Source organism: Streptomyces radiopugnans, assembly GCF_900110735.1.
GTDB classification, from domain to species: Bacteria; Actinomycetota; Actinomycetes; order Streptomycetales; family Streptomycetaceae; genus Streptomyces; species Streptomyces radiopugnans.
Map to the genome: position 1 here is coordinate 120,038 of NZ_FOET01000016.1, position 20,676 is coordinate 140,713.

The window sequence follows — 20,676 nt, forward strand, 5'->3', positions numbered from 1 at the left end:
GATGGGGGGCGTGACCGAATCGTCCCCCTCGCCTGTCGTCCAGGGAGCGCCCCCCGGCCGCGGTCTGGGGCCCCGTGCCGCCGCTGTGCTCGTGTTCGGGTCCTCGGCCGCGGTCCTGGTGGTCGAGATCGTCGCTCTGCGGCTGCTGGCCCCCTACCTCGGCCTCACCCTCGAGACCAGCACCATGGTGATCGGCATCGCCCTGACCGCGATCGCCCTCGGCTCCTGGCTGGGCGGGCGCATGGCCGACCGGATCGATCCGCGCCGGCTCCTGGGCCCCTCGCTCGGGGTGTCGGGAGCGGTCGTGGCGCTCACCCCCGCCGTGCTGCGCGCCACCGCCGAGTGGGCTCCGGCGGTACTCCTGTCGATCGCGTCGCTGACCATCCTCGTGCCGGGCGCGCTGCTCTCCGCGGTGACGCCGATCGTGACCAAGCTGCGTCTCACCAGCCTCGCCGAGACCGGAACGGTCGTCGGCCGGCTGTCCGGCGTCGGCACCGCCGGCGCCATCGCCGGCACCGTCCTGACCGGCTTCGTCCTCGTGTCGCGGCTGCCGGTCAGCGGCATCCTGCTCGGACTGGGAACACTGCTGGTGGCCGGCTCGGCGCTCGTCGAGTGGCGAACGCGCGGGTGGAGCGGCGCCCCCGCCCTGGCGCTCGCGGTCGTCGCCGGCGGCCTGGCCACCACGGTCGTGCCCGGTGGCTGCGACGCGGAGACCAGGTACCACTGCGCACGGGTGGTCTCCGACCCCGACCGGGACGGCGGCCGCACACTCGTCCTGGACGGAGTGCGGCACTCCTACGTCGACATCGAGGACCCGACCTTCCTGGAGTTCACGTACGTGCGCGCCATCGCGTCGGTGGTCGACGCGGCCTTCCCCGAAGGCGAGCCACTCGCCGCCCACCACCTGGGCGGCGGCGGACTCACCTTTCCCCGCTACCTCGCGGCCACGCGGCCCGGGACGCACAGCGTCGTGTCCGAGATCGACGGCGGGGTCGTGCGCATCGACCGCGACCGGCTCGGTCTGAGTTCCGAAGCCGGTGTCGACGTACGCGTCGAGGACGGCAGGCTCGGCCTGCGGCGACTGGACACCGGCAGTCTCGACCTCGTCGTCGGCGACGCGTTCGGGGGCGTCAGCGTGCCGTGGCACCTCACCACGGTGGAGGCGATGACCGACGTACGGCGGGTGCTCGACGAGGACGGCCTGTACGTCGCCAACCTCATCGACCACGGTGACCTGGCCTTCGCACGCGCCGAAGCGGCCACTCTCGCCGAGATCTTCGAGCACGTCGCCCTCGTCGGCGAACCCGCCGACATCGGCCTCGACCCGGCAGCCGTCCCCGAGGGCGGCAATCTGGTGGTGCTCGCCTCCGGCCGGCCGATCGACCTGCGTGCGGCCCAGGAAGCGCTGGACGCCCGGCGGACCGGTTGGAAGATCGCCTCCGGCGACGACCTGACCTCCTGGATCGGCGACGCCCGGGTGCTCACCGACGACTACGCACCCGTCGACCAGCTCCTCCAGCCCTACGGCTCACGGGGCGGCCGGTGACGGGAGGCGCGTCCGGGCCGCCCTGCCTACGCGCTCGGACAGGCCGCCCCGCGCCCGCGTACGGTCCCCGCCCCGACTCCGGTGCCTACCGCGGCGCCTCCGCTCCCTCCGGTTCCGCGCCCGGAACGAAGAGCGCGGCCAGCTCCTCCGGGGTGCGGGGCGCGGCGGCACCGGCCGGCAGGCCCCGCGACCGCAGCAGCCGCGCCACCGCGACGCCCCAGGGCAGCCGCAGCCCCGCCTGCCGCAGGAGGCCGGTGCGGGGCAGCATCGTGGCCGCCGGACCGCAGCGCACCCCCTCCGGGGTGAGCAGCGCCGCGTCGTCGGCCCAGAGCAGGGCGAGGTCGACGTCGTGCGTGGCCATCACCACCGTCGTGCCGCCCTCGCGCAGTCCGTCCAGGGTGGCGAGCAGCCGCTCCCGGCCGTCCGGGTCGAGCCCCGCGGTCGGCTCGTCGAGGACCAGGACCTTCGGCCGCATCGCGACCGCCCCCGCGATCGCGGCCCGCTTGCGCTGGCCGTAGGAGAGCAGATGGGTGGGACGGTCGGCCAGGTGGCCGATGTCCAGGGCGGTCAGGGCCTCGTCGACCCGCGCCCGCACCTCGGCGTCCGGCAGCCCGAGGTTCAGCGGCCCGAAGGAGACGTCCTGGGCGACGGACGCGGCGAAGAGCTGGTCGTCCGGGTCCTGCACGACGAGCTGGACGGTCGTCCGCAGCCGGGTCAGCCCCTTGCGGTCGTAGGCGACGGGTCGCCCCTGGAGGGTCAACTCGCCGGTGTCCGGCCGCAGTCCGCCGCTCAGCAGCCGCATCAGCGTGGTCTTGCCGCTGCCGTTGCGGCCCAGCAGGGCGAGCGCGCGCCCCTCGCGCACCTCGAAGTCCAGGCCGCTGAGCACGAGCGGCCCGTCCTCGTAGGAGAAGGACGCGCCCCGCAGGGCGACGAGTGCCGGCTCGCTCATGTCAGCGGCCCTTCCAGGACGAAGGTGAGGGCGGTCACGGAGCCGAGGAGCGCGACGCTGCCGCAGGCGAAGCGCCCGGAGACGCCGGCCTCGGGCACCAGCACCCGCAGGGCGCCGTCGTAGCCCCGCCCGGCGAGCCCGTCCTGGAGCCGGGCGGCCCGGCCGAAGGCGCGGACGAACGCGGTGGCGCCGAGGGAGGCCAGGGAGCGCCAGGCCGCGGCCCGGGTGGTGTGCCCGAGCCGGGCGGCCTGCGCCTCGCGCACGCGGCGCACCGAATCCAGCAGCAGGAAGCTCATCCGGTACGTCACCAGGGCGACGTCCACGACCGGCGCGGGTACGCCGGCCCGTACCAGCCGGGGGAGCAGGTCGGACATCGGGGTGGTGAAGGCGAACAGCAGCACGCCCAGGGAGGCCGCCGAGGTGCGCAGCAGCACCTCCCCGGCGCGGGCCGGGCCGTCGTCGGCCAGGGACAGGAAACCCTCCGGGCCGGCGACCTGGACCAGCAGCGTGGCCGCGCCGGTCACGCAGAAGCCCAGTGGCACCCGGCAGGCGCGCCACAGCCTGCGGCCGGGCACGCCCGCCGGGCCCAGCAGCACGGCGAGCGCGGTGAGGGCCACCAGGGCCGCGCCCGGCCAGGGCGGCAGGCAGAGCGCCAGCGCGGTGAGGCCGAAACCGAGCACGGCCTTGTCCACGGGGTGGCGGCGGCGCCAGCGACTGCTGTGCGCCGCCGCGTCGATCGGCAGCACGGGGCTCAGGCCTCCCGGGTCTCGAGGTCCCCGGCGGCGCCCGCGGCGCTCCCGGTTTCCCCCGGCCGGGCTCCCGGCTGTGCCTCCGCGGCGCGCCGCTCGCCCTGGCGGCGCCCGCGGCGCAGGCCGAAGTAGTAGGCGAGAACGCCCGTGCCGAGCGCGGCCTGCAGGGCGAACAGCGCCGACTCCACCTCGCCGGACGGCGGCTCGTACAGCGGCGCGAACCACGGCTCGTAGTCCGGCTCGATCTCGGTGATCGCCGTCTCCGCCTCGGCATCCGCACCGGCGAACGGCTCCTCCTTGTGGTCTCCGAGACCGAGGGCCAGGGGCAGGACCGCGAGCGCGGCCACGGCGAGCAGCAGCAGGGCGTTGACCGCGGTGTTCCTCTTCATCACGCCACCGCCCCACTGTCGGCCTTCTTCCCGGTCCCGGCCCTTCCACCGGGCAGGAGCACGCCCAGCCGGACCAGTTCGCCCCGGCTGGACTGCACCAGCAGCCGCATCACGAACACCGTCAGGAGCCCCTCGCTCACCGCGAGGGGGATCTGCGTGAGGGCGAAGATGGAGCCGAACTTGCCGAGCGCGCCCCAGAACCCGCTGACCGGGTCGGGGAAGGCCAGCGCGAGCTGCGCGCTGGTGACGCAGTAGGTGGACAGGTCGGCGGCGAAGGCGCCGAAGAAGACGGCCGCCATCAGCGGCGCGCCGTACCGCCGCAGCAGCCTGTAGAGGGCGTATCCGGCCCAGGGGCCGACGATCGCCATCGAGAAGGCGTTGGCGCCCAGCGTGGTCAGGCCGCCGTGCGCGAGCAGCAGCGCCTGGAAGAGGAGCGTGATGGTGCCCAGCACCGCCATCATCGGCGGCCGGAACAGGATGGCGCCCAGCCCCGTGCCGGTGGGGTGCGAGCAACTCCCGGTCACCGAGGGCAGTTTCAGGGCCGACAGGACGAACGTGAAGGCACCGGAGGCGCCCAGGAGCAGAGTGCTCTCGGGGTGCTCCCTGACCTCACGGGTGAGACTGCGGACTCCGTGGACGATGAACGGCGCGGACGCGACGCCCCAGGCGACCGCGTGCGCGGGGGGCAGGAAGCCCTCGGCTATGTGCATGACCGGACAGACCCTCTCCAGCACCTCGTGGATGGTTGACGCGCCTTGGCCGGTCTCCTGGCTGACGGGTGACACCGCCCGGGCTCCGCCTTCCCGGGTCCCGGAGGACCCAGTGGCCGCCCGCGAGGGCTGGAGCCGGACTTCCCGATCACAGTGGCGAGGGCCGCACCGGTATCGCACCGGATTTCCCGTTCACCAAGGCGTGGCGACAGTAGTGCGCGGGCGGAAGCGTTGGCAAGCAGGCGTTTTCCGCACATGAGCCCCACACGGGCCCCACATGGGCTCCGCGTGGGTCCCCTTGCGGGCCCCTTCCTCCGCACGGCCGGCCGGTGACGGGCCGCACACCGGGCGTTCTCCGGGCGGGGCGCCCACGCGGAGGCGGCCCGCCGCTCCGCCGGTGGTGTGACGTGATCGACACGGCGGGCCGGGAGGCGGAACCCCGCGCCGCGCGGGAACGCCCGACTCGCCCGCGGGCTACCCTGCCGGGGTGACGCAGCAAGCCACGCAGGAGGAGCGGCGGCCCGTGAACCACGGGCCGAGGTCCGCCGCCCGCAACCGGGCCGCCCTCGTCGCCGCCGCCCGGGAGATCTACGCGGAGCACGGCCTGGACGCCCCGCTCTCCGCGATCGCGCGCCGGGCCGGGGTCGGACAGGGCAGTCTGTACCGGCACTTCCCCGACCGGGCCGCCGTGGTCGCGGTGGTCCTGGAGGAGAACGTGCGGCAGATCGAGCAGGCCGCCACGGCCGAGGACGCCTGCTTCGAGGGCATCCTCGGTGTGCTGACCTGGCACCTGACGGAGTCGGCGGCCTTCATCGCCTTCCTGCGCGCCGACGAGGCGAGCGTCCGCCCCGACGTCCGCGCGCACGCCCTGGCCCTGGCCGGCCGGGTCGAGCGCGCCCTGCTGCGGCATCTGCCCGGCGGCCGTCCGCCGGACGCTCGCCGGCCGGCCGCGGCGGACGACATCATGCTCGCCGTCGCCATGGTCTCCGGCGCCGCCACCGGACCAACCCGGCAGGAGCGGGAGCGCCGGGCCCTCAAGGCCTGGCGGCTGCTCGGCGTCGAGGTGGGGCCGGTGCGGCCCTTCGAGGAGTGAGCGCGGCGGGACGGGCACGGCGGGGCGGGCGCGGCATCAGCCGCCGTTCGACTGCCGGATGCCCTCCGCAAGCGCCTCGAAGGTGTACAGGTAGCCGCCCGAGGGCCCGCTGACGGTCATGTACGCCGTGGTCCCGCCGGGCGTGATCGCCACGTTCGTCGCCGACTCCAGGCCCTCGGCGGCGTCGGCGGGTACCTCGACGGTCGCCAGGTGCTCTCCGTACCGGTCGAACACCGCCATCGCGGGCCGGCCGTGCAGCCCCTGGTAGAGGTTGCCGTCCGCGTCCACGGCGATCGAGTCGGTCTGCGCGACGCCGCCGTCGTAGCGGATGGCGGTGTGCCGTGAGGCCACGCCGCCCTCCCGGTCGAGGAGGAGGTAGGAGATCCGGTTCCGGGTCAGCTCGCTGATCCACAGCCCGCGGTGGTCCTCGTCGAACGAGATCCCGTTCGTCGCGGCCAGCTTGTCGGCCAGGACGGCGGCCTTCTTCCCGTCGCGGTCGATCCGCACCACGCGGCCCAGTTCCCGGCCCTCGGCCAGGCCGCGCGAGTCGCTGACGTACAGGTCGCCCTCTTCGTCGAAGGCGATGTCGTCGGGGTTCATCCGCGCTCCGGCGACCTTGCGGGAGAAGAAGGTCCGCGGGTCGCCTCCGTCCGGGGCGAGGCTCACGATCTCGCCGTGGGCGAAGTCGGTGAGGTAGAGCCGTCCGTCGTACGGGCTGAACTGCGCCGAGGTGTAGGCGCCGCGCCCGTCGGTGTGGACCTTCTGCGAGGTCTTTTTCCCGACGTCGACGCGCATCACCTTCGGCTCGCCCTCGGGTGCGGTGACGTCGACGACGAACAGGTTGCCGTCCTCGTCGAGAACCGGCCCCTCCAGCAGGGTCATCCCGGTCTCCTCGTGCACCTGCGTCAGCCGCATGACCTCCTGGGCGGGGATGGTGCGGCCCGCACCGGTGGCCGCCGGGCCGTCGGCGGGGGCGACCGTGCCCGTGCCGCAGCCGGTGAGGGCGAGCACGCCGATCGCGGCGAGCCCGGCGAGAGACCGGATCGGGAGTCGTTGCATGGGGGAGACCACTCTTCCTGTCCGCTGTGAGCTGTCCGCCGTGCACGGGTGCCGCAGCGACCCGCCATCCAACCGGACACCACTGTCCGGTAGAGGGTACGGTAACGGACGGCCGGTCAACTCCCTTGCTTCCCAAGGAGTTTGTGCGTACAGGGCGGCCGGCCGCAGCGGACCCACAGGATCGAGGTTTCCCCCACATGACGACTTCGCAGGCGCCGTCCCCCGAGGAGCTCGCCGAACTGAGAGAGCGCTACCGCCTCGAGCGCGAACGGCGTGTGCGGCCCGACGGGGCGCGGCAGTACCGCGGCGCCGAAGCGGAGTTCGGCTACTACGCCGCCGACCCGTACGCGGGGCAGACCCCCGAGCGCGAACCGCTGCGCGACACCGTGGACGTCGCCGTCGTCGGCGGCGGATTCGGCGGCATCCTCGCCGGGGCGCGGCTGCGCCGGCAGGGCGTGGAGCGCATCCGGATCGTGGAGAAGGGCGGCGACTTCGGAGGCACCTGGTACTGGAACCGGTACCCGGGCGTCCACTGCGACATCGAGTCCCACGTGTACCTGCCGCTGCTCGACGAGACCGGATACGTTCCGCGGTGGAAGTACGCCCCCGGCGAGGAGATCCGCCGCCACGCGATGCGGATCGCCGAGCAGTACGACCTCTACTCGGGCGCCCTGTTCTCCACCGCCGTCACCTCGCTGACCTGGGACGAGGCATCCGAGGTGTGGATCGTGGCCACCGACCGGGGCGACGAGTTCCGGGCCGCGTACGTCATCACGGCCACCGGCACCCTCTCCGAGCCGAAACTGCCCGGCATCCCCGGGATCGAGGACTTCAGGGGCCACACCTTCCACACCTCGCGCTGGGACTACGCCTACACCGGCGGCACCCCCGAGGGCGGCATGACGGGCCTGGCGGACAAGCGGGTGGGCATCGTCGGCACCGGCGCCACCGGCGTCCAGGTCATCCCGATGCTGGCCGAGGACGCCCACCACCTCCACGTCTTCCAGCGAACCCCCTCCACCGTGGACGTACGCGCCAACCGCCGCACCACCGGGAGGGACGTCGGCGCCGACCGCGACGGCTGGGCGCGCGAGCGCCGCGAGAACTTCCTGCGCATCGTCTCGGGCGAGGGAGCCGAGCAGGACCTGGTGGCGGACGGCTGGACCTCCTCCGCCGTCCTCCTGGAGAAGCTCCTGCCCAGCTTCCGCCGCCAGGGCGACCGGGAGGCCTTCGAAGCCGCCTACGAGATCGCCGACGCCGCGAAGATGAACGAGATCCGCGCCCGCGTCGAGGCGACCGTCACCGACCCGGACGCGGCGGAGAAACTCAAGCCCTGGTACCGGTACGCCTGCAAGCGCCCCACCTTCTCCGACACCTACTACCAGGCGTTCGACCGCGACAACGTCACCCTGGTCGACACCGCGGACACCCACGGCATCGAGCGGATGACCGAACGCGGCGTCGTGGTCGGCGGCACCGAGTACGGACTCGACTGCCTGGTCTTCGCCACCGGATTCTCCGTCGGGGTCTCCGGCGTCCTCTCCGGCAAGCTCCCCGTCCACGGCCGCGGCGGCGTCCAACTGCTGCACGCCTGGGCGCAGCACGGGCCGCGCACCCTGCACGGCTTCACCGCCGACGGCTTCCCCAACCTCATCCAGATGGGTTCCCTGCAGAACGCCAGCAGCGTCAACTTCACCCACGTCCTGGACGAGCAGGCCGTCCACGCCGCGGCCCTGGTCGCCGCAGCCGAGGCCGCCGGCGCCCTGATCGAGCCTGCCCGCGAGGCCGAGGACGCCTGGATCGCCGCCCTGGCTGAAGGCGCGCCCGACCACGAGTGGTTCCACGCCGAGTGCACCCCCGGCTACTACAACAGGGAAGGGCTCGGCCGCCCGAACGGCCCGACCGCCTACCCCCACGGCGCGGTCGCCTTCCACGACCTGCTGCGCCGGTGGCGCGAGGAGTCCCTGCACGAGGTCCTCCGGCCCAGGACCACCGCCCGGGCCTGAACCGCCGCAACGCCCGCAGCACCCGGGACCGCCCTCGTGGACGACCCGCCGGCGCGGGACGCCGGCGGGGGAAGCATCCGGTGCGCCGCCGCGGTTGTCCGTTGCGCGCCGCCGGCCGCGACGTGGCCGGTGCCGCCGCCTTGTGGGCCTTCGCCGTGAAAGGGAGAAGCCGTGCAGATCGGGGAGCCGGCCGAGCGGACCGGTGCGAGTCGCCGGTCCATCCGGTACTACGAGCAGAAGGGGCTGCTGCGAGCCCACCGCACCGCCAAAGGGTGGCGGGAGTACGACGAGGGAGCCGTCAACAGGGTCCTCAACGTGAGGGGGTTGCTGGCCTCCGGCCTGACCGTCGAGGACATCCTGCGGGTCGAGCCCTGCCTGTCCATGGAGATGGCCGACTTCACCTCCTGCTCCGACGCCGACCACGCGATCTCGATGTACGAGGAGCGGCTGGCCGTCATCGACGAGAAGGCCGCCCTGCTCCGGCGCCACCGAGAGGAACTGGTCCGCCGCATCGCCCTGGTGCCGGTGGCGGCCACCGCGCTGATGACCTCCTCGTTCCTCCTCACCCCCGTGCGGTGCCCGGGAAGCGGGCCGGGGACAGCAGCGAACCCCAGCCCGCCGGAGCCTGAGCCTTCCCACCTGGGCGGGCCCCGTCTTCCGAACGCCTCCTCGGCAGGGACGCGTCATCCAGGAGGGATTACTTTCACCCGGTGATGCACAGCAAGGAAAGCCTGGAGGCGGAGGCAGAGCGTCTTCGGCGCCGTCCGGCCGCCGAGTCGGCTCCCCCCGTCCTCTGCGAGTTCACGGTGGACCTTCCCGGTGACCCGGCCCGGTACGCCGGGCGTCTCCGCTCGGTCCTGTCGGCCGCGGTGAGCCTGGGAGCCGCCGCCGATTTCGAGGAGGAGGAGGAACTCCCCACCGAGGGTGTACCGGGCTGGTTCGCGGCGGTCTGCTCGCCGGGCGGAGAGGGGGTCCCGGACTTCGCGAGGGACGGGCGTGGCGCGTACGGGGCCCACACGGGGAGCCGGCCCTGGTCGCTCCAGAACTGGCTCTGCCGGTTCGACCCCGATGACGACTCCAGGGGATGGCAGTGGTGGGACGTCACACAGTCGGGGCCCTCTCGCGCGCACATCTGGGTCGACGGCTGGGGCGAGTCCTTCTTCGGATGCCGGGAACTGCGCTGGGCCGCTTACACGGCCGGCGCCCTGCGCGTGGAAGGGCCCACCGTCCGGCGTTCCGACGCCTGGGCGCAGGAAACACCGGCATGACGCCCGAGGAGGGCGGGGGCGGGAGGCGAGTCACCCGACGGCTGAGGCGGCGGCCGCCCCGAGGCCCGCTCCCGCCCCGCACCCCGCTCCGGCTCCCGGGCTCAGCCGGCGGTGGCGGGCCCGAACCACCTGGGCAGGTGGTCGAGCAGCTCGGCCTGGTCCTCGCCCGCCCACGCCACATGGCCGTCCGGCCGCAGCAGCACCGCGGGCGCTTCCAACTCCTCGCTGACATCGGCGACGTGGTCGACCCGGTCCGTCCAGCCCTCGGCCGACAGCCGGCCCGTCTGGTCCAGCAGCAGCCCGCGCCCGCCGTGCATCAGCCCGTACAGGCGGCCCCGCTTCAGACCGATGTCCCGCAGCCGCCGCCCGAGCAGCCCGTGGCCCCCGCCGAAGTCGTAGCGGACCGAGATCGCGGTGATCTTCTCGGTCAGATGCCGGTTGACCTCCTCGAAGTCCATCAGTTCCGACACCAGCCGGCGTACCGACCGGGGGCCGGGCTCGGTGGACATCAGCACCATCTGCGCGCGGGTGTTGTCCAGCACGTCGGCGGCCACCGGGTGCCGTTCGGCGTGGTAGCTGTCCAGCAGCCCGTCCGGTGCCCAGCCGCCGACCTCGGCGGCCAGTTTCCAGCCGAGGTTGAACGCGTCCTGGATGCCGAGGTTGAGGCCCTGCCCGCCGACCGGCGGGTGGATGTGGGCGGCGTCGCCGGCCAGCAGCACCCGGCCTGTCCGGTAGCGCTCGGCCTGCCGGGTGGCGTCGCCGAAGCGGGAGAGCCAGCGCGGCGAGTGCACGCCGAAGTCGGTGCCGGCCACCGCCCGCAGCCGCTCCCTGACCTCCTCCAGGGTCGGCGGTACGGTGCGGTCCTCGGCCAGCCCCTCGGCCGGCACGACGACGCGGTAGACCCCCTCCTCGACGGGCCCGACACCGAACCGCAGCTGGGTCCTGCGCACATCGGCCACCACGGCGGCGATCACCGCCGGGTCCTCGGTCGCCTCCATCTCGCCCAGCAGCGTCTCGACCCCGGCGGGCTCGCCGGGGAAGCCGACGCCGAGCAGTTTGCGCACCGTGCTGCGGCCGCCGTCGCAGCCGACGGCGTAGCGAGAGCGCAGCCGCGTACCGCCGGCCAGTTCGACGGTCACCCCGTCCTCGTCCTGCTCCAGCCCCGTCACCTCGCAGCCGCGCCGGATCTCGGCGCCCAGCTCGGCGGCGCGCTCGGCCAGCAGGCGGTCGGTGACCGGCTGCGGGATGCCCAGGACATAGGCGTGCGCGGTGTCCAGCCGGCCGGGCGAGGGCTTGGGGATGCCGGCGAAGAAGCCGCCGACCGGGTACTGCCTGCCGTGCGCGAGGAACCGGTCCAGCAGACCGCGCTGGTCCATCACCTCGATGCTGCGCACGTGCAGGCCGAGCGCGCGGACGACCCTGGTCGGCTCCGTCTCCTTCTCCAGCACCACCACGCGCACGCCGTGCAGCCGCAGCTCGCAGGCCAGCATCAGGCCGGTCGGCCCGGCGCCGGCGATGATCACGTCGATCACGGATTCCCCCATGTGAAGAGTGTCGGTCCGGGCCGGCCGCTCCGTACGCCCCATAGGCATGCAGAAGCGTACGTACTCTGTTAAACCCGTCGTTTGCGCAGGTTCCGGCCCAGGGCGACGATTCTGCGGCACGACCCGGGCCTTGCCGCAAGGCCCCCCGTGCGCTATAGGTTGAAGATGGCGGAGAGCGGATCTCCCTCCTTGCTCCGCCCCCGTCCGCCCCGACCGTCCACCGCGGGCGAAAGTCCCCTCGCGAAGCGCCGGTCATCGTCGGTCATCGCCGCCACACCGGCCGCTGTTGACCTTCGACCTGCTTGAAGCCCGACGATGACGGGGTGCCGAATTCCGAGCTGATGCCCATCGGGGTCTTCGCCCAGCGCACCGGTCTGACCTCCAGCGCGCTGCGGTTCTACGCCGACTCCGGGCTGCTGCCGCCCGCCGAGACCGATCCGGCCTCGGGCTACCGCTACTACAGCGTCCACCAGGTGCCACGGGCCACCACCCTCCGCCGGCTCCGCCGGATCGCCATGCCGCTGACCACCGCCGGGGCGGTGCTCGACGCCGGGCCCGACGAGGCGTCCCGGCTGATCGACGAGCACGTCGCGAAGGTCCTCGGGGACGCGGCGGCGGTACGGAGGGACGCCGCCGCGCTCAAGTCGTCGCTCGGCGGCGTGCCGAGCCGGCCGGTCGCCGCGCTGAAGGGGCCCGTACTGGCCGACGCGGTCGAGCAGGTCCTGACCGCGACCGCGTGCGATCCGGGGATGCCGGTGCTCGGCGGGCTGCGCGTCGAGGCGACCGCCGAGGCGGTCACGCTGACCGCGACCGACCGGTACCGGCTCTCGACCCGGACGCTCGTCCCCGCCGAACCGGCGGCCACGGCCTGGGCCGCCACAATCGACGGCGACGAACTGCGGGCCGCGACCGGCGAGATGCGCCGCAGCGCGCTGGTACGGATCGAGGCGACGCCGCACGGCGTCCGGCTGCGCATGGCGGGACGGGAGGACCGTCACTGCCGGCTGCTGACGGAGGAGTTCCCCGACCACCATCTGATGCTCGCGTCGCTGCCGGAGGCCACCACCCGCGCGACGGCGGCGAAGGACGCGCTGCTGCGGGCCCTGGAGGAACATCCGGGCGAGCGGGTCGAGTTGCACGCCACCCGGCACGGCCTGACCCTTCCGGCGGCCGGCGAACACCCCGGCACCCTGCTTCCGGCCACCGTGACGGGACGGGAGGTGCGGATCTCCTTCGAGCCGACCACCCTCTACCCGGCCGTCGGCACCGCCATCGGCCCCGACGTGATGCTCGACCTGCGCGGGGCCGACCTGCCCGTCACGGTCCGCTCCGCCGACCGCGGCGACCTCACCACCTGGGCCATGCCCGTCAACCCCGACCACCGCGCCTGACCGAGAACGACAAGGAGCACCCCAGTGACCACCACCTCCACCACCTCCACCACCTCCGACCCGACGATGGAGGCCATCGGCGCCGCCGTCGCCGAAGGACAGGCCGGCGAGGCGGAGGCCGCCCGCCGCAAACTCCTGGACCTGTGGTCCGCGATCGGCGTCACCGGCGACCCGCTGCACCGCTGCACCCTCGCGCACCACCTGGCGGACCTCCACGAGGACCCCGCCCAGGCCCTGGCCTGGGACGTCCGGGCCCTGGACGCCGCCGACGCCGTGACCGAGCAGCGCCTGAAAGAGCACCACGCCGGTCTGCACATCGCCGCCTTCTACCCGTCCCTGCACCTCAACCTCGCCGACGGCTACCGCCGGCTCGGTTCGTTCGACGCCGCCGCCGAGCACATCGACGCGGCCCGCGGGCACACCCCCGACCTCCCCCGGGACGCCTACGGCGACTTTCTGCGCACCGCCGTCGAGCAGGTGGCCGAGGCCATCACCCGGCGGGACACCACCCGGCGGCCCTCCGCCCCGGGCCCCACCGCATGACGCACGGGCAACGCGCCCCCCGCCACGCGGGGAGACGCCGCTCCGCCGAACGTCGCCGGACCCGTGCTTGCCGGACCGGCAAACGGACTCGCCCTCAGGGCCGGATCTCCCACATGATCGGAGCCGAGCCGCCGGTGGGCCGGAGGAGACCGACCCGCACCGCGGCGGCGCCCCACGGCCCTGGAGGAGGCCCCATGCCGCAGCACGACGGGCGACACACCGCGGAGACCACCCACCGGTCGGTGCCCTCGCCGGGAGGCCGGATCCACCTGGTGGAGCAGGGAAGCGGGCCGCTGGTGCTGCTCGTCCACGGCTTCCCGGAGTCCTGGTACTCCTGGCGCCACCAGTTGCCGGCCATCGCGGCGGCGGGATACCGCGCGGTCGCGATCGACGTGCGCGGCTACGGCCGCTCCTCCAAACCGGCCGCGACGGACGCCTACCGGATGCTCCACCTGGTGGAGGACAACGTCGCGGTGGTACGCGCCCTGGGCGAGGAGACGGCGGTGGTCGTCGGCCACGACTGGGGTTCGCCCATCGCCGCGAACTCCGCGCTGCTCAGGCCGGAGGTCTTCCGCGCCGTGGGGCTGCTGAGCGTCCCCTACACCCCGCGCGGCGGGCCGCGCCCCGGCGACGTCTTCGCGCGGATGGGAGGGGAGGAGGAGCTCTACGTCTCCTACTTCCAGCGGCCCGGCCGCGCCGAGGCCGAGATCGAGCCCGATGTGCGCGGCTGGCTCGCGGGCCTCTACGCGGCCCTGTCCGCCGACACCATGCCCGCACCCGGCGCCCCCGACCCGCACTTCGTCGGCAGGGGCGCGACGATGCGGGAGCGGTTCCCCGCCGGCCGGCTGCCCGCCTGGCTGGGGGAGAAGGAACTCGACTTCTACGCCGGGGAGTTCGAGCGCACCGGCTTCACCGGAGCACTCAACCGCTACCGCAACATGGACCGCGACTGGGAGGACCTCGCCACCTTCGACGGCGCCCCCGTCACCCAGCCGTCGCTGTTCATCGGCGGCGGCCTGGACGCCTCCACGACCTGGCTGGCCGACGCGATCGAGGCGTACCCGGTCACGTTGCCCGGTCTGGTCTCCTCCCACATCCTCGACGGCTGCGGCCACTGGATCCAGCAGGAGCGCCCAGCCGAGGTCAACCGCCTGCTGACCGACTGGCTCTCCGCCCTGCCCGCCTGACCCACACCTCCTGTCGTGCCTCCGCCCGCACCACCTGGGCGGCGCCCCCGCCCGCCCTTGCCTCCGCGCGGCCGGGCGCCGCGCGGGCGGGGGCAGGCGGGTCAGTGCGGTTCGTGGTGGGCGAGGACGCGGCCGAGCAGGCGGGTCAGAGTCTGCCGGTCCTCGGCCGACAGCGGCCCGAGCAGGTCGTCCTGCACCCGGTCGAGCACCTCGTCCATGCGCCGCAGCTGCCGCAGGCCGTCCTCGGTGAGCGTCACCCTGTTGCGCCGTCCGTGGCCCGGGTCCGGCGTCCGCTCGACGAAGCCCCGCCCGGCCAGTTCGCCGACGGCCGCCACGACGTCGCTGCGGTCGACGCGGCACCGGCGGCCGAGTTCGGCCTGGCTCGCGGGCCCGAACTCGTGGAGGGCGGCCAGGATGCGGTAGTGGTATCCGCGCGCCCCGGCGGCGGCGAATCCCTCGAATGCCAACCGGCGTACGTACACGGCCAGTTGGCTGATCAGCCAGCTCGGCTTCGTCGTCAGGCGCTCGGGGGGCTCGTCCATGGCGGCCACTCTAAATGGTGTTGGCCAAACCAACACACTGCCCTAGTGTTGGTCCCACCAACATCGGGTCTACCGCAAGGGGGATGCCGTGTCCGACACCACCCGGACCGCCGACCGCATCGAGATCGCCGACCTGTTCGCCCGTCTGGCCAACCTGCTGGACGAACACCGCCACGACGACGCCCACACCGTCTACAGCGACGACGTCGTGGTGCGCGGGCCGCGCGGCGAACTGCACGGCCTCGACGAGGTGACCGCCCTTCTGAGGCGGAGCCGGGTCGAGGGGGAGCGCACCCAGCACGTGCACGGGGACGTACTGGTGCGCATGGACGGCGACCGCGCGGAAGCCACCGCGAACCAGATCGTGTACTTCCACCGCGACGGCGAACCGCCCCACCGCACGAGCGGCCTGCGGGTGGCGGGCACCGCCGTACGGACCCCGGCGGGCTGGCGGTTCGGCGACATGCGGATCACGCTCGCCTGGACGCAGGGGAGTTGACGGGCAGGGGGCCCGTACCTCTGCCCGTGCCGTGCGGACAGGGGGGCCGCCATGCCGGCTGCCCGGAACCACGGGCGCCCCGGAGGGCGGCCGAGCCCCGGGCGAGCTCGCGCACATTCGCCGGGTGACCGCGCGCCGGTGGTGTCGCGGTGACCGGCTCCGAAGAGGCCGGATGTTCAGCCGCCGCGGTAGTGGTCGGCGACCGCGGCGAAGGCGGCTTTGGGCTCCCAGGGCAGGCCGGGGTAGGCGTCGCCGTGACGGCCCTCGAGGACCTTGACGATGCCGGGGCTGGCGAGATCGAGGTCGTCGCGGGCGTCGCCGTCGGGGCGGTGGGGCAGGTTGTAGAGCGCGAAGAGGAACACGAAGGCGCTGTCGACGCCCTCGCTGTCGAAGATCTCCAGCAGCTCGCTCAGGTATGACGCCTGCCCGGCCTCGTCGCGCTCGTACTTCCCGGTCAGCCGCAGCGGTGCACCGGTGGCGTCGTCGGTCTCCAGGATCTCCATGCTGCGGGGTGCGCTGTCGCCCGCGCCGCGCCAGGTGGCGGTGCCGAAGCCGGTGACGGCGACCGGTTTGGGCTGCGCGACGAGGCTGCGCACGCCTTCCCGGAACCGGTCGGCCACCTCCGCGGACCGGATGAGTTCGAAGGTCGTGAAGTCGAACAGGTCCCAGTCGACGCCCTCGAACTGTATGGCGGCGTATGTGACCTTGCCCCGGAAGTGCCCGCGGACCACTGCCACGGCTTCGCGGAGGAAGGCGCCGAGACGGGCGCCGACCGCGGCGAACCGTTCGGACCGGCGGGCCGGGTCGTCCAGCAGCCGGTCGAACCGCTCGACGGGGCTGTCGCCTTCGAGGAACCCCCGATTCATGACGCTCAGTTCGACGCCTGTGACGAATACGACTTCGGCCCCCCGTGCCCGTAGCCGCTCGGCCCGCTCCGCGCAGTCGGCGAACAGGGTGAGGATCTCGCCGGCCGTCAGCTCCAGCGGGTAGGGCGAGAACCAGATCTCCAACCCGAGTTCGGCGGCGTGGTGAGCGGCCAGTTCCAGGCGCTCGGGGTCGCCACCGGTGATGTGGACGGCGTTGCAGTGGAGGTCGTCGCGGATGACGGTCAGCTCCTTCCTGACCAGGTCCGGGTCGAAGTGCTCTCGGGAGTTGCCGCCGCCGCGGGTAAAGCCGGTGTCGTAGCAGATTCCTCTGGCTCGCATTGCGTCCAGGCCCTTCTGTCGGAAGGGTCGAACGTAGAGGCAAAATATGCGTACACGCAAGTTTGCGTGAACGCGGATTTGCGTGCACGCACCCAGATCCGGACACTGTGAGGGTGACGACCAGGCGGACCGGACTGCGCGAGCAGAAGAAGCAGGCCACCCGGGCGGCGCTGCGCGAGGCGGCCCTGCGGCTGGCGCTCGAGCGCGGGCCCGGGAACGTCCGCGTCGACGACATCGCGGAGGCCGCCGGAGTTTCGCCTAGGACCTACAACAACTACTTCTCCAGCCGCGAGCAGGCGATCGTCGCCGCCATCACCGCCGAACGGGAAGCGCGGGTCGCCGCCGCGCTGACGGCCGGCCCCGCCCGCGCACGTCTCGCCGACGCCCTGACCGAGGCGATCCTGGAGCAGTACACACAACCGCGTGACCGCGACGAAATGCTGCTGGTCACCACCAGCCCCGCACTGCGCGAAGCGTTCCTGGACGCCGCCGGGGCGATCGAGGACCCCGTCGCCGCCGCGATCGGCCGTCGCCTCGGCGACGCCGACACCTCCACCGCCCGCGTACTCGCGGCGAGCGTGGCCGCCGCGGTCCGGACCGCGCTGCGGCAGTGGCTCCAGCCCCCGGTGGAGCCCCCCGCGACCGGCGGACTCGTCGTGCCCTCAGGCTCCCTGCCCGACCTGCTGCGCTCCGCGCTCGCCGCACTCGCGCCCGCACTCGATGCCGCCGAGGAAAAGGCGCGACAGCGCTCACTCCGGTGAACCCGCTCCACCGGCGGCCCCCGTACCGCCGTTGCCCGCCCTCCCCGCCCGGGCGCCGAGCGGACCGGGGCATAGCGTGGTGCCGTGAACGAGGGCGCGGGCGGACCCGCGACCGCCCGGTGACAAGGGATGTGGGGTGATTCGAAGGTGACGGGGAAGGCCGGAGCGCGGGCGCGGCGCGGGATCGTCGGCGGTGGAGTGGCGGTGGCCGCACTGGCGGTCCTGGTAACGGCGGGGTGGTACGGCTACGTGTGGCTGGCCGCCCCGATGGACGTCCTGTCGCGGACCGGCGAGGTCGACGCGGCCAGCCGCGAGGCCGGACCGGAGGGGGAACGCCGCCTGGAGGAGATCGTCGACGGCCTGCCGGGCGTGGCGCGGCAACTCGGCACCGCCGCGAAGGACCACTGCCTGCGCCACCCCGCCTTCGAGGGCGAACCGCCCGGCCCGCTGAGCTGCCAGTGGCGGCTGGAGCGGTACGTCGTCCTCGACGGCGACCTGAAGGAGGTCGGCGAGAAGTGGACGGAGGCGCTCGGCGAGGACCGGTGGACCGGCTCGCCGGAGCCGCTCCCGGTGAACTTCTCCTCTTCCTCCGAACGGTACGGGTACCGCGACGCGCGCACTCGCGACCGCCTCGTCGTCACACTGGTCCGGGATGGCGCCGACCTGCCGCTCCTGTACGCCCCGCCCGTCATCGAGCCGTTCGTCGAACACGAGCGGGAATGGCGGGACTTCACCGGGCGGGATGCGGCGCGGGAGGCGGTGGCGGAAGGGCGGCGGGTCGCCAGGGTCTCGCTGCTGCACGCCTACTACGGCCAGGAGGGCGAGGCCCCCTTCGAGCCGCTGCGCTGACCGCCCGCGCTCCGACGGCGGTCCGTGTACGCAGGGTGACCGTACGCGCGCTACGGGTGGACGGCGCGCGGCCCTTTCGGTGACTCTGGGCGGGTTCGGCCGCGGGGGAGGCCGCGCGTACAGCACAGCACCGGGAGGGCCGCCCATGATCACAGACGACGCCTGCGCCACGGAGGACGACTGGTTCAAGTCCGGCTACAGCAGCGCCCAGGGCGATGACTGCGTGGAGGTCGCCGTCACCGAGCAGGCCGTGCACGTGCGGGACTCCAAGGATGTGAGCCGCCCGGCCTTCGCGGTCGGCCGCGAGGGCCGGGGCCGGTTCTTGCGGCACGTGGTGAGGGAGTAGCGCGAGACGCATCCCGGTGGAAGGAGCTCCAGCGCGGCGGTCGGCACCCCATGGGGTGCCGACCGCCGCGCTGTTGTCTGCGGACGACGGCCGGAGGTCGTTACGGCTTCTGCGGTGGGCGTCTCGGCAGCGCCGGGCTGTGCTTGACATGAAGCGACTCAAGTTTTATGCAGGAAGTGTAGGCAGAAGATGCCCGGTTCCCGTATCCGCGCGCCAGTGGGCGGCGGTGGCGAGAGGAGGGACCAGAGGTGGCACGAGCGGTAGGCATCGATCTGGGCACCACCAACTCCGTGGTGTCCGTGCTGGAGGCCGGCGAGCCCACGGTCGTCGCCAACGCCGAGGGCGCCAGGACCACGCCCTCGGTGGTGGCGTTCGCCAGGAACGGCGAGGTGCTGGTGGGCGAGGTCGCCAAGCGGCAGGCGGTGACGAACGTGGAGCGCACCGTCCGCTCGGTCAAGCGGCACATGGGCGAGGAGGGCTGGCGCTTCCCCGCGACGGGGGACGTGGACGGCAAGCGGTACGCCGCGCAGGAGATCTCCGCGCGGGTGCTGCAGAAGCTGAAGCGGGACGCCGAGGCGTACCTGGGCGAGAAGGTCACCGACGCGGTGATCACCGTCCCCGCCTACTTCAACGACGCCCAGCGCACGGCGACGAAGGAGGCCGGCGAGATCGCGGGCCTGAACGTCCTGCGGATCATCAACGAGCCCACGGCCGCGGCCCTGGCCTACGGTCTGGAGAAGGAGGACCAGACGGTCCTGGTCTTCGACCTCGGCGGCGGCACCTTCGACGTCTCGCTGCTGGAGATCGGCGAGGGCGTGGTGGAGGTGAAGGCCACCAACGGCGACACGCAGCTCGGCGGCGACGACTGGGACCAGCGGATCGTCGACCACCTGGTCAAGCAGTTCAAGAACGCGTACGGCGTGGACCTGTCCAAGGACAAGATGGCCGTCCAGCGGCTGCGCGAGGCGGCGGAGAAGGCGAAGATCGAGCTGTCCTCCGCCACGGAGACGACCATCAGCCTGCCCTACGTCACCGCGTCGGACGCGGGTCCGCTGCACCTGGACGAGAAGCTCACCCGGGTCCAGTTCCAGCAGCTCACCGCCGACCTGCTGGAGCGCTGCAAGGGGCCCTTCCACCAGGCCGTGAAGGACGCGGGGATCGAGGTCTCCGACATCGACCACGTCGTCCTGGTCGGTGGGTCCACGCGGATGCCCGCGGTGACGGACCTGGTCCGCGACCTCACCGGCAAGGAGGCGAACAAGGGCGTCAACCCGGACGAGGTGGTGGCCATCGGCGCCTCGCTGCAGGCCGGTGTGCTCAAGGGCGAGGTCAAGGACGTCCTGCTGCTGGACGTCACCCCGCTGTCCCTGGGGATCGAGACCAAGGGCGGCATCATGACCAAGCTGATCGAGCGCAACACCACGATCCCGACCAAGCGCTCGGAGATCTTCACCACCGCCGAGGACAACCAGCCCAGCGTGCAGATCCAGGTGTACCAGGGCGAGCGGGAGATCGCCGCGTACAACAAGAAGCTGGGCATGTTCGAGCTGACCGGGCTGCCGCCGGCGCCGCGCGGGGTGCCGCAGATCGAGGTCACCTTCGACATCGACGCCAACGGCATCATGCACGTGTCCGCCAAGGACCTGGGCACCGGCAAGGAGCAGCGGATGACCGTCACCGGCGGTTCGGCGCTGCCCAAGGACGACATCGAGCGGATGATGCGGGAGGCCGAGCAGTACGCGGAGGAGGACCACCGCCGCCGTGAGGCGGCCGAGACCCGCAACCAGGCCGAGCAGCTGGTGTACACCACCGAGAAGTTCCTCAAGGACAACGAGGACAAGGTGCCCGGTGAGGTGAAGAGCGAGGTCGAGGCGTCGGTGGCGGAGCTGAAGGAGAAGCTCAAGGGCGAGTCCGCCGAGGGCGACAGCACCGCCGCCATCCGTGAGGCCTCCGAGAAGGTCGCGGCCACCAGCCAGAAGCTGGGCCAGGCCCTGTACGCCGACGCCCAGGGCCAGCAGGCCGCCGGCGGCGCCGGTGCCG

The 20,676-nt window shown here is 73.2% G+C and carries 21 protein-coding genes and 1 riboswitch; of the genes, 13 read left to right on the top strand and 8 right to left on the bottom strand.

Annotation, left to right across the window (positions count from 1 at the left end):
* Position 1 precedes the first annotated feature (1 nt).
* Positions 2-1,546 carry a fused MFS/spermidine synthase gene (locus tag BMY40_RS23225; RefSeq protein ID WP_177214101.1) on the top strand — a complete coding sequence of 515 codons (1,545 nt, stop codon included), beginning with the start codon at positions 2-4 and terminating at the stop codon, positions 1,544-1,546.
* Positions 1,547-1,631: 85 nt separating this feature from the next.
* On the opposite strand, the gene BMY40_RS23230 is transcribed toward BMY40_RS23225, so the two are convergent.
* The 4 genes from BMY40_RS23230 to BMY40_RS23245 are packed head-to-tail and all read right to left on the bottom strand — an operon-like array spanning position 1,632 to position 4,343.
* Positions 1,632-2,495: an energy-coupling factor ABC transporter ATP-binding protein gene (locus BMY40_RS23230; protein ID WP_093662732.1), complete on the bottom strand. Its 864-nt coding sequence runs from the start codon at positions 2,493-2,495 to the stop codon at positions 1,632-1,634.
* A complete protein-coding gene (cbiQ, locus tag BMY40_RS23235) occupies positions 2,492-3,241 on the bottom strand; it encodes a cobalt ECF transporter T component CbiQ (RefSeq protein WP_093662733.1) in 750 nt (249 codons plus the stop codon). The genes BMY40_RS23230 and cbiQ overlap by 4 nt, the downstream gene beginning before the upstream one ends.
* Positions 3,242-3,246: 5 nt before the next feature.
* Positions 3,247-3,633: an energy-coupling factor ABC transporter substrate-binding protein gene (locus BMY40_RS23240; RefSeq protein WP_177214102.1), complete on the bottom strand. Its 387-nt coding sequence runs from the start codon at positions 3,631-3,633 to the stop codon at positions 3,247-3,249.
* Positions 3,633-4,343, bottom strand: coding sequence for an energy-coupling factor ABC transporter permease (locus BMY40_RS23245; RefSeq protein ID WP_093662757.1), 711 nt, complete (start codon positions 4,341-4,343; stop codon positions 3,633-3,635). Before BMY40_RS23245 ends, BMY40_RS23240 begins: the two co-directional genes overlap by 1 nt.
* 30 nt (positions 4,344-4,373) lie before the next feature.
* Positions 4,374-4,558: riboswitch (cobalamin riboswitch) on the bottom strand.
* Between the two features lie 272 nt (positions 4,559-4,830).
* Here BMY40_RS23245 and BMY40_RS23250 point away from each other — a divergent pair.
* A complete protein-coding gene (locus BMY40_RS23250; protein WP_093662734.1) occupies positions 4,831-5,436 on the top strand; it encodes a TetR/AcrR family transcriptional regulator in 606 nt (201 codons plus the stop codon).
* Between the two features lie 36 nt (positions 5,437-5,472).
* Here the strand turns inward: BMY40_RS23250 and BMY40_RS23255 are convergent, their stop codons facing one another.
* Positions 5,473-6,495 carry an SMP-30/gluconolactonase/LRE family protein gene (locus BMY40_RS23255; RefSeq protein ID WP_093662735.1) on the bottom strand — a complete coding sequence of 341 codons (1,023 nt, stop codon included), beginning with the start codon at positions 6,493-6,495 and terminating at the stop codon, positions 5,473-5,475.
* A 197-nt stretch (positions 6,496-6,692) separates the two neighbouring features.
* Between BMY40_RS23255 and BMY40_RS23260 the strand changes: the two genes are divergently transcribed.
* The 3 genes from BMY40_RS23260 to BMY40_RS23270 all read left to right on the top strand — a co-directional run bounded on the left by BMY40_RS23260 (position 6,693) and on the right by BMY40_RS23270 (position 9,769).
* Positions 6,693-8,501 carry a flavin-containing monooxygenase gene (locus BMY40_RS23260; protein ID WP_093662736.1) on the top strand — a complete coding sequence of 603 codons (1,809 nt, stop codon included), beginning with the start codon at positions 6,693-6,695 and terminating at the stop codon, positions 8,499-8,501.
* 171 nt (positions 8,502-8,672) lie between these two features.
* Positions 8,673-9,215: a MerR family transcriptional regulator gene (locus tag BMY40_RS23265; RefSeq protein WP_093662737.1), complete on the top strand. Its 543-nt coding sequence runs from the start codon at positions 8,673-8,675 to the stop codon at positions 9,213-9,215.
* Positions 9,215-9,769: a hypothetical protein gene (locus BMY40_RS23270; RefSeq protein WP_342745087.1), complete on the top strand. Its 555-nt coding sequence runs from the start codon at positions 9,215-9,217 to the stop codon at positions 9,767-9,769. The genes BMY40_RS23265 and BMY40_RS23270 overlap by 1 nt, the downstream gene beginning before the upstream one ends.
* Positions 9,770-9,870: 101 nt before the next feature.
* On the opposite strand, the gene rox is transcribed toward BMY40_RS23270, so the two are convergent.
* A complete protein-coding gene (gene rox, locus BMY40_RS23275; protein ID WP_093662758.1) occupies positions 9,871-11,301 on the bottom strand; it encodes a rifampin monooxygenase in 1,431 nt (476 codons plus the stop codon).
* Positions 11,302-11,636: 335 nt separating this feature from the next.
* Between rox and BMY40_RS23280 the strand changes: the two genes are divergently transcribed.
* The 3 genes from BMY40_RS23280 to BMY40_RS23290 all read left to right on the top strand — a co-directional run bounded on the left by BMY40_RS23280 (position 11,637) and on the right by BMY40_RS23290 (position 14,434).
* Positions 11,637-12,704, top strand: coding sequence for a DNA polymerase III subunit beta family protein (locus tag BMY40_RS23280; protein ID WP_093662739.1), 1,068 nt, complete (start codon positions 11,637-11,639; stop codon positions 12,702-12,704).
* A 66-nt stretch (positions 12,705-12,770) separates the two neighbouring features.
* Positions 12,771-13,247, top strand: coding sequence for a hypothetical protein (locus BMY40_RS23285; protein ID WP_093662759.1), 477 nt, complete (start codon positions 12,771-12,773; stop codon positions 13,245-13,247).
* A 194-nt stretch (positions 13,248-13,441) separates the two neighbouring features.
* Entirely contained in the window at positions 13,442-14,434 is a 993-nt protein-coding gene (locus BMY40_RS23290; protein ID WP_093662740.1) for an alpha/beta fold hydrolase, read from the top strand.
* Positions 14,435-14,535: 101 nt separating this feature from the next.
* Here the strand turns inward: BMY40_RS23290 and BMY40_RS23295 are convergent, their stop codons facing one another.
* On the bottom strand, positions 14,536-14,976 hold the full coding sequence (locus tag BMY40_RS23295) for a MarR family winged helix-turn-helix transcriptional regulator (protein WP_093662760.1): 441 nt from the start codon (positions 14,974-14,976) through the stop codon (positions 14,536-14,538).
* A gap of 88 nt (positions 14,977-15,064) precedes the next feature.
* Here BMY40_RS23295 and BMY40_RS23300 point away from each other — a divergent pair, with 88 nt between their 5' ends.
* Entirely contained in the window at positions 15,065-15,475 is a 411-nt protein-coding gene (locus BMY40_RS23300; protein WP_093662741.1) for a nuclear transport factor 2 family protein, read from the top strand.
* Positions 15,476-15,651: 176 nt separating this feature from the next.
* On the opposite strand, the gene BMY40_RS23305 is transcribed toward BMY40_RS23300, so the two are convergent.
* Complete coding sequence (locus tag BMY40_RS23305) at positions 15,652-16,680, bottom strand: glycoside hydrolase family 113 protein (RefSeq protein ID WP_093662742.1); 1,029 nt, start codon at positions 16,678-16,680, stop codon at positions 15,652-15,654.
* Positions 16,681-16,793: 113 nt separating this feature from the next.
* On the opposite strand from BMY40_RS23305, the gene BMY40_RS23310 reads away from it, so the two are divergent.
* The 4 genes from BMY40_RS23310 to dnaK all read left to right on the top strand — a co-directional run.
* The gene (locus BMY40_RS23310) at positions 16,794-17,441 is read left to right on the top strand and encodes a TetR/AcrR family transcriptional regulator (protein WP_093662743.1); all 648 of its coding nucleotides are present in this window, start codon (positions 16,794-16,796) and stop codon (positions 17,439-17,441) included.
* 147 nt (positions 17,442-17,588) lie between these two features.
* Entirely contained in the window at positions 17,589-18,290 is a 702-nt protein-coding gene (locus BMY40_RS23315; RefSeq protein ID WP_143071807.1) for a hypothetical protein, read from the top strand.
* A 145-nt stretch (positions 18,291-18,435) separates the two neighbouring features.
* Positions 18,436-18,636, top strand: coding sequence for a DUF397 domain-containing protein (locus BMY40_RS23320; RefSeq protein ID WP_093662745.1), 201 nt, complete (start codon positions 18,436-18,438; stop codon positions 18,634-18,636).
* A gap of 248 nt (positions 18,637-18,884) precedes the next feature.
* Positions 18,885-20,676: molecular chaperone DnaK (gene dnaK / locus BMY40_RS23325; protein WP_093662746.1), on the top strand; the 1,792-nt coding region annotated here is incomplete at its 3' end.

Coding starts and splice junctions, on each gene's coding strand:
- BMY40_RS23230 (WP_093662732.1), bottom strand. CDS start 2,495: ATGAGCGAGCCGGCACTCGTCGCCCTGCGGGGCGCGTCCTTCTCCTAC.
- BMY40_RS23255 (WP_093662735.1), bottom strand. CDS start 6,495: ATGCAACGACTCCCGATCCGGTCTCTCGCCGGGCTCGCCGCGATCGGC.
- BMY40_RS23285 (WP_093662759.1), top strand. CDS start 12,771: ATGGAGGCCATCGGCGCCGCCGTCGCCGAAGGACAGGCCGGCGAGGCG.
- BMY40_RS23305 (WP_093662742.1), bottom strand. CDS start 16,680: ATGCGAGCCAGAGGAATCTGCTACGACACCGGCTTTACCCGCGGCGGC.
- BMY40_RS23295 (WP_093662760.1), bottom strand. CDS start 14,976: ATGGACGAGCCCCCCGAGCGCCTGACGACGAAGCCGAGCTGGCTGATC.
- BMY40_RS23260 (WP_093662736.1), top strand. CDS start 6,693: ATGACGACTTCGCAGGCGCCGTCCCCCGAGGAGCTCGCCGAACTGAGA.
- BMY40_RS23225 (WP_177214101.1), top strand. CDS start 2: ATGGGGGGCGTGACCGAATCGTCCCCCTCGCCTGTCGTCCAGGGAGCG.
- BMY40_RS23245 (WP_093662757.1), bottom strand. CDS start 4,343: ATGCACATAGCCGAGGGCTTCCTGCCCCCCGCGCACGCGGTCGCCTGG.
- BMY40_RS23240 (WP_177214102.1), bottom strand. CDS start 3,633: ATGAAGAGGAACACCGCGGTCAACGCCCTGCTGCTGCTCGCCGTGGCC.
- BMY40_RS23290 (WP_093662740.1), top strand. CDS start 13,442: ATGCCGCAGCACGACGGGCGACACACCGCGGAGACCACCCACCGGTCG.
- BMY40_RS23270 (WP_342745087.1), top strand. CDS start 9,215: ATGCACAGCAAGGAAAGCCTGGAGGCGGAGGCAGAGCGTCTTCGGCGC.
- BMY40_RS23320 (WP_093662745.1), top strand. CDS start 18,436: ATGATCACAGACGACGCCTGCGCCACGGAGGACGACTGGTTCAAGTCC.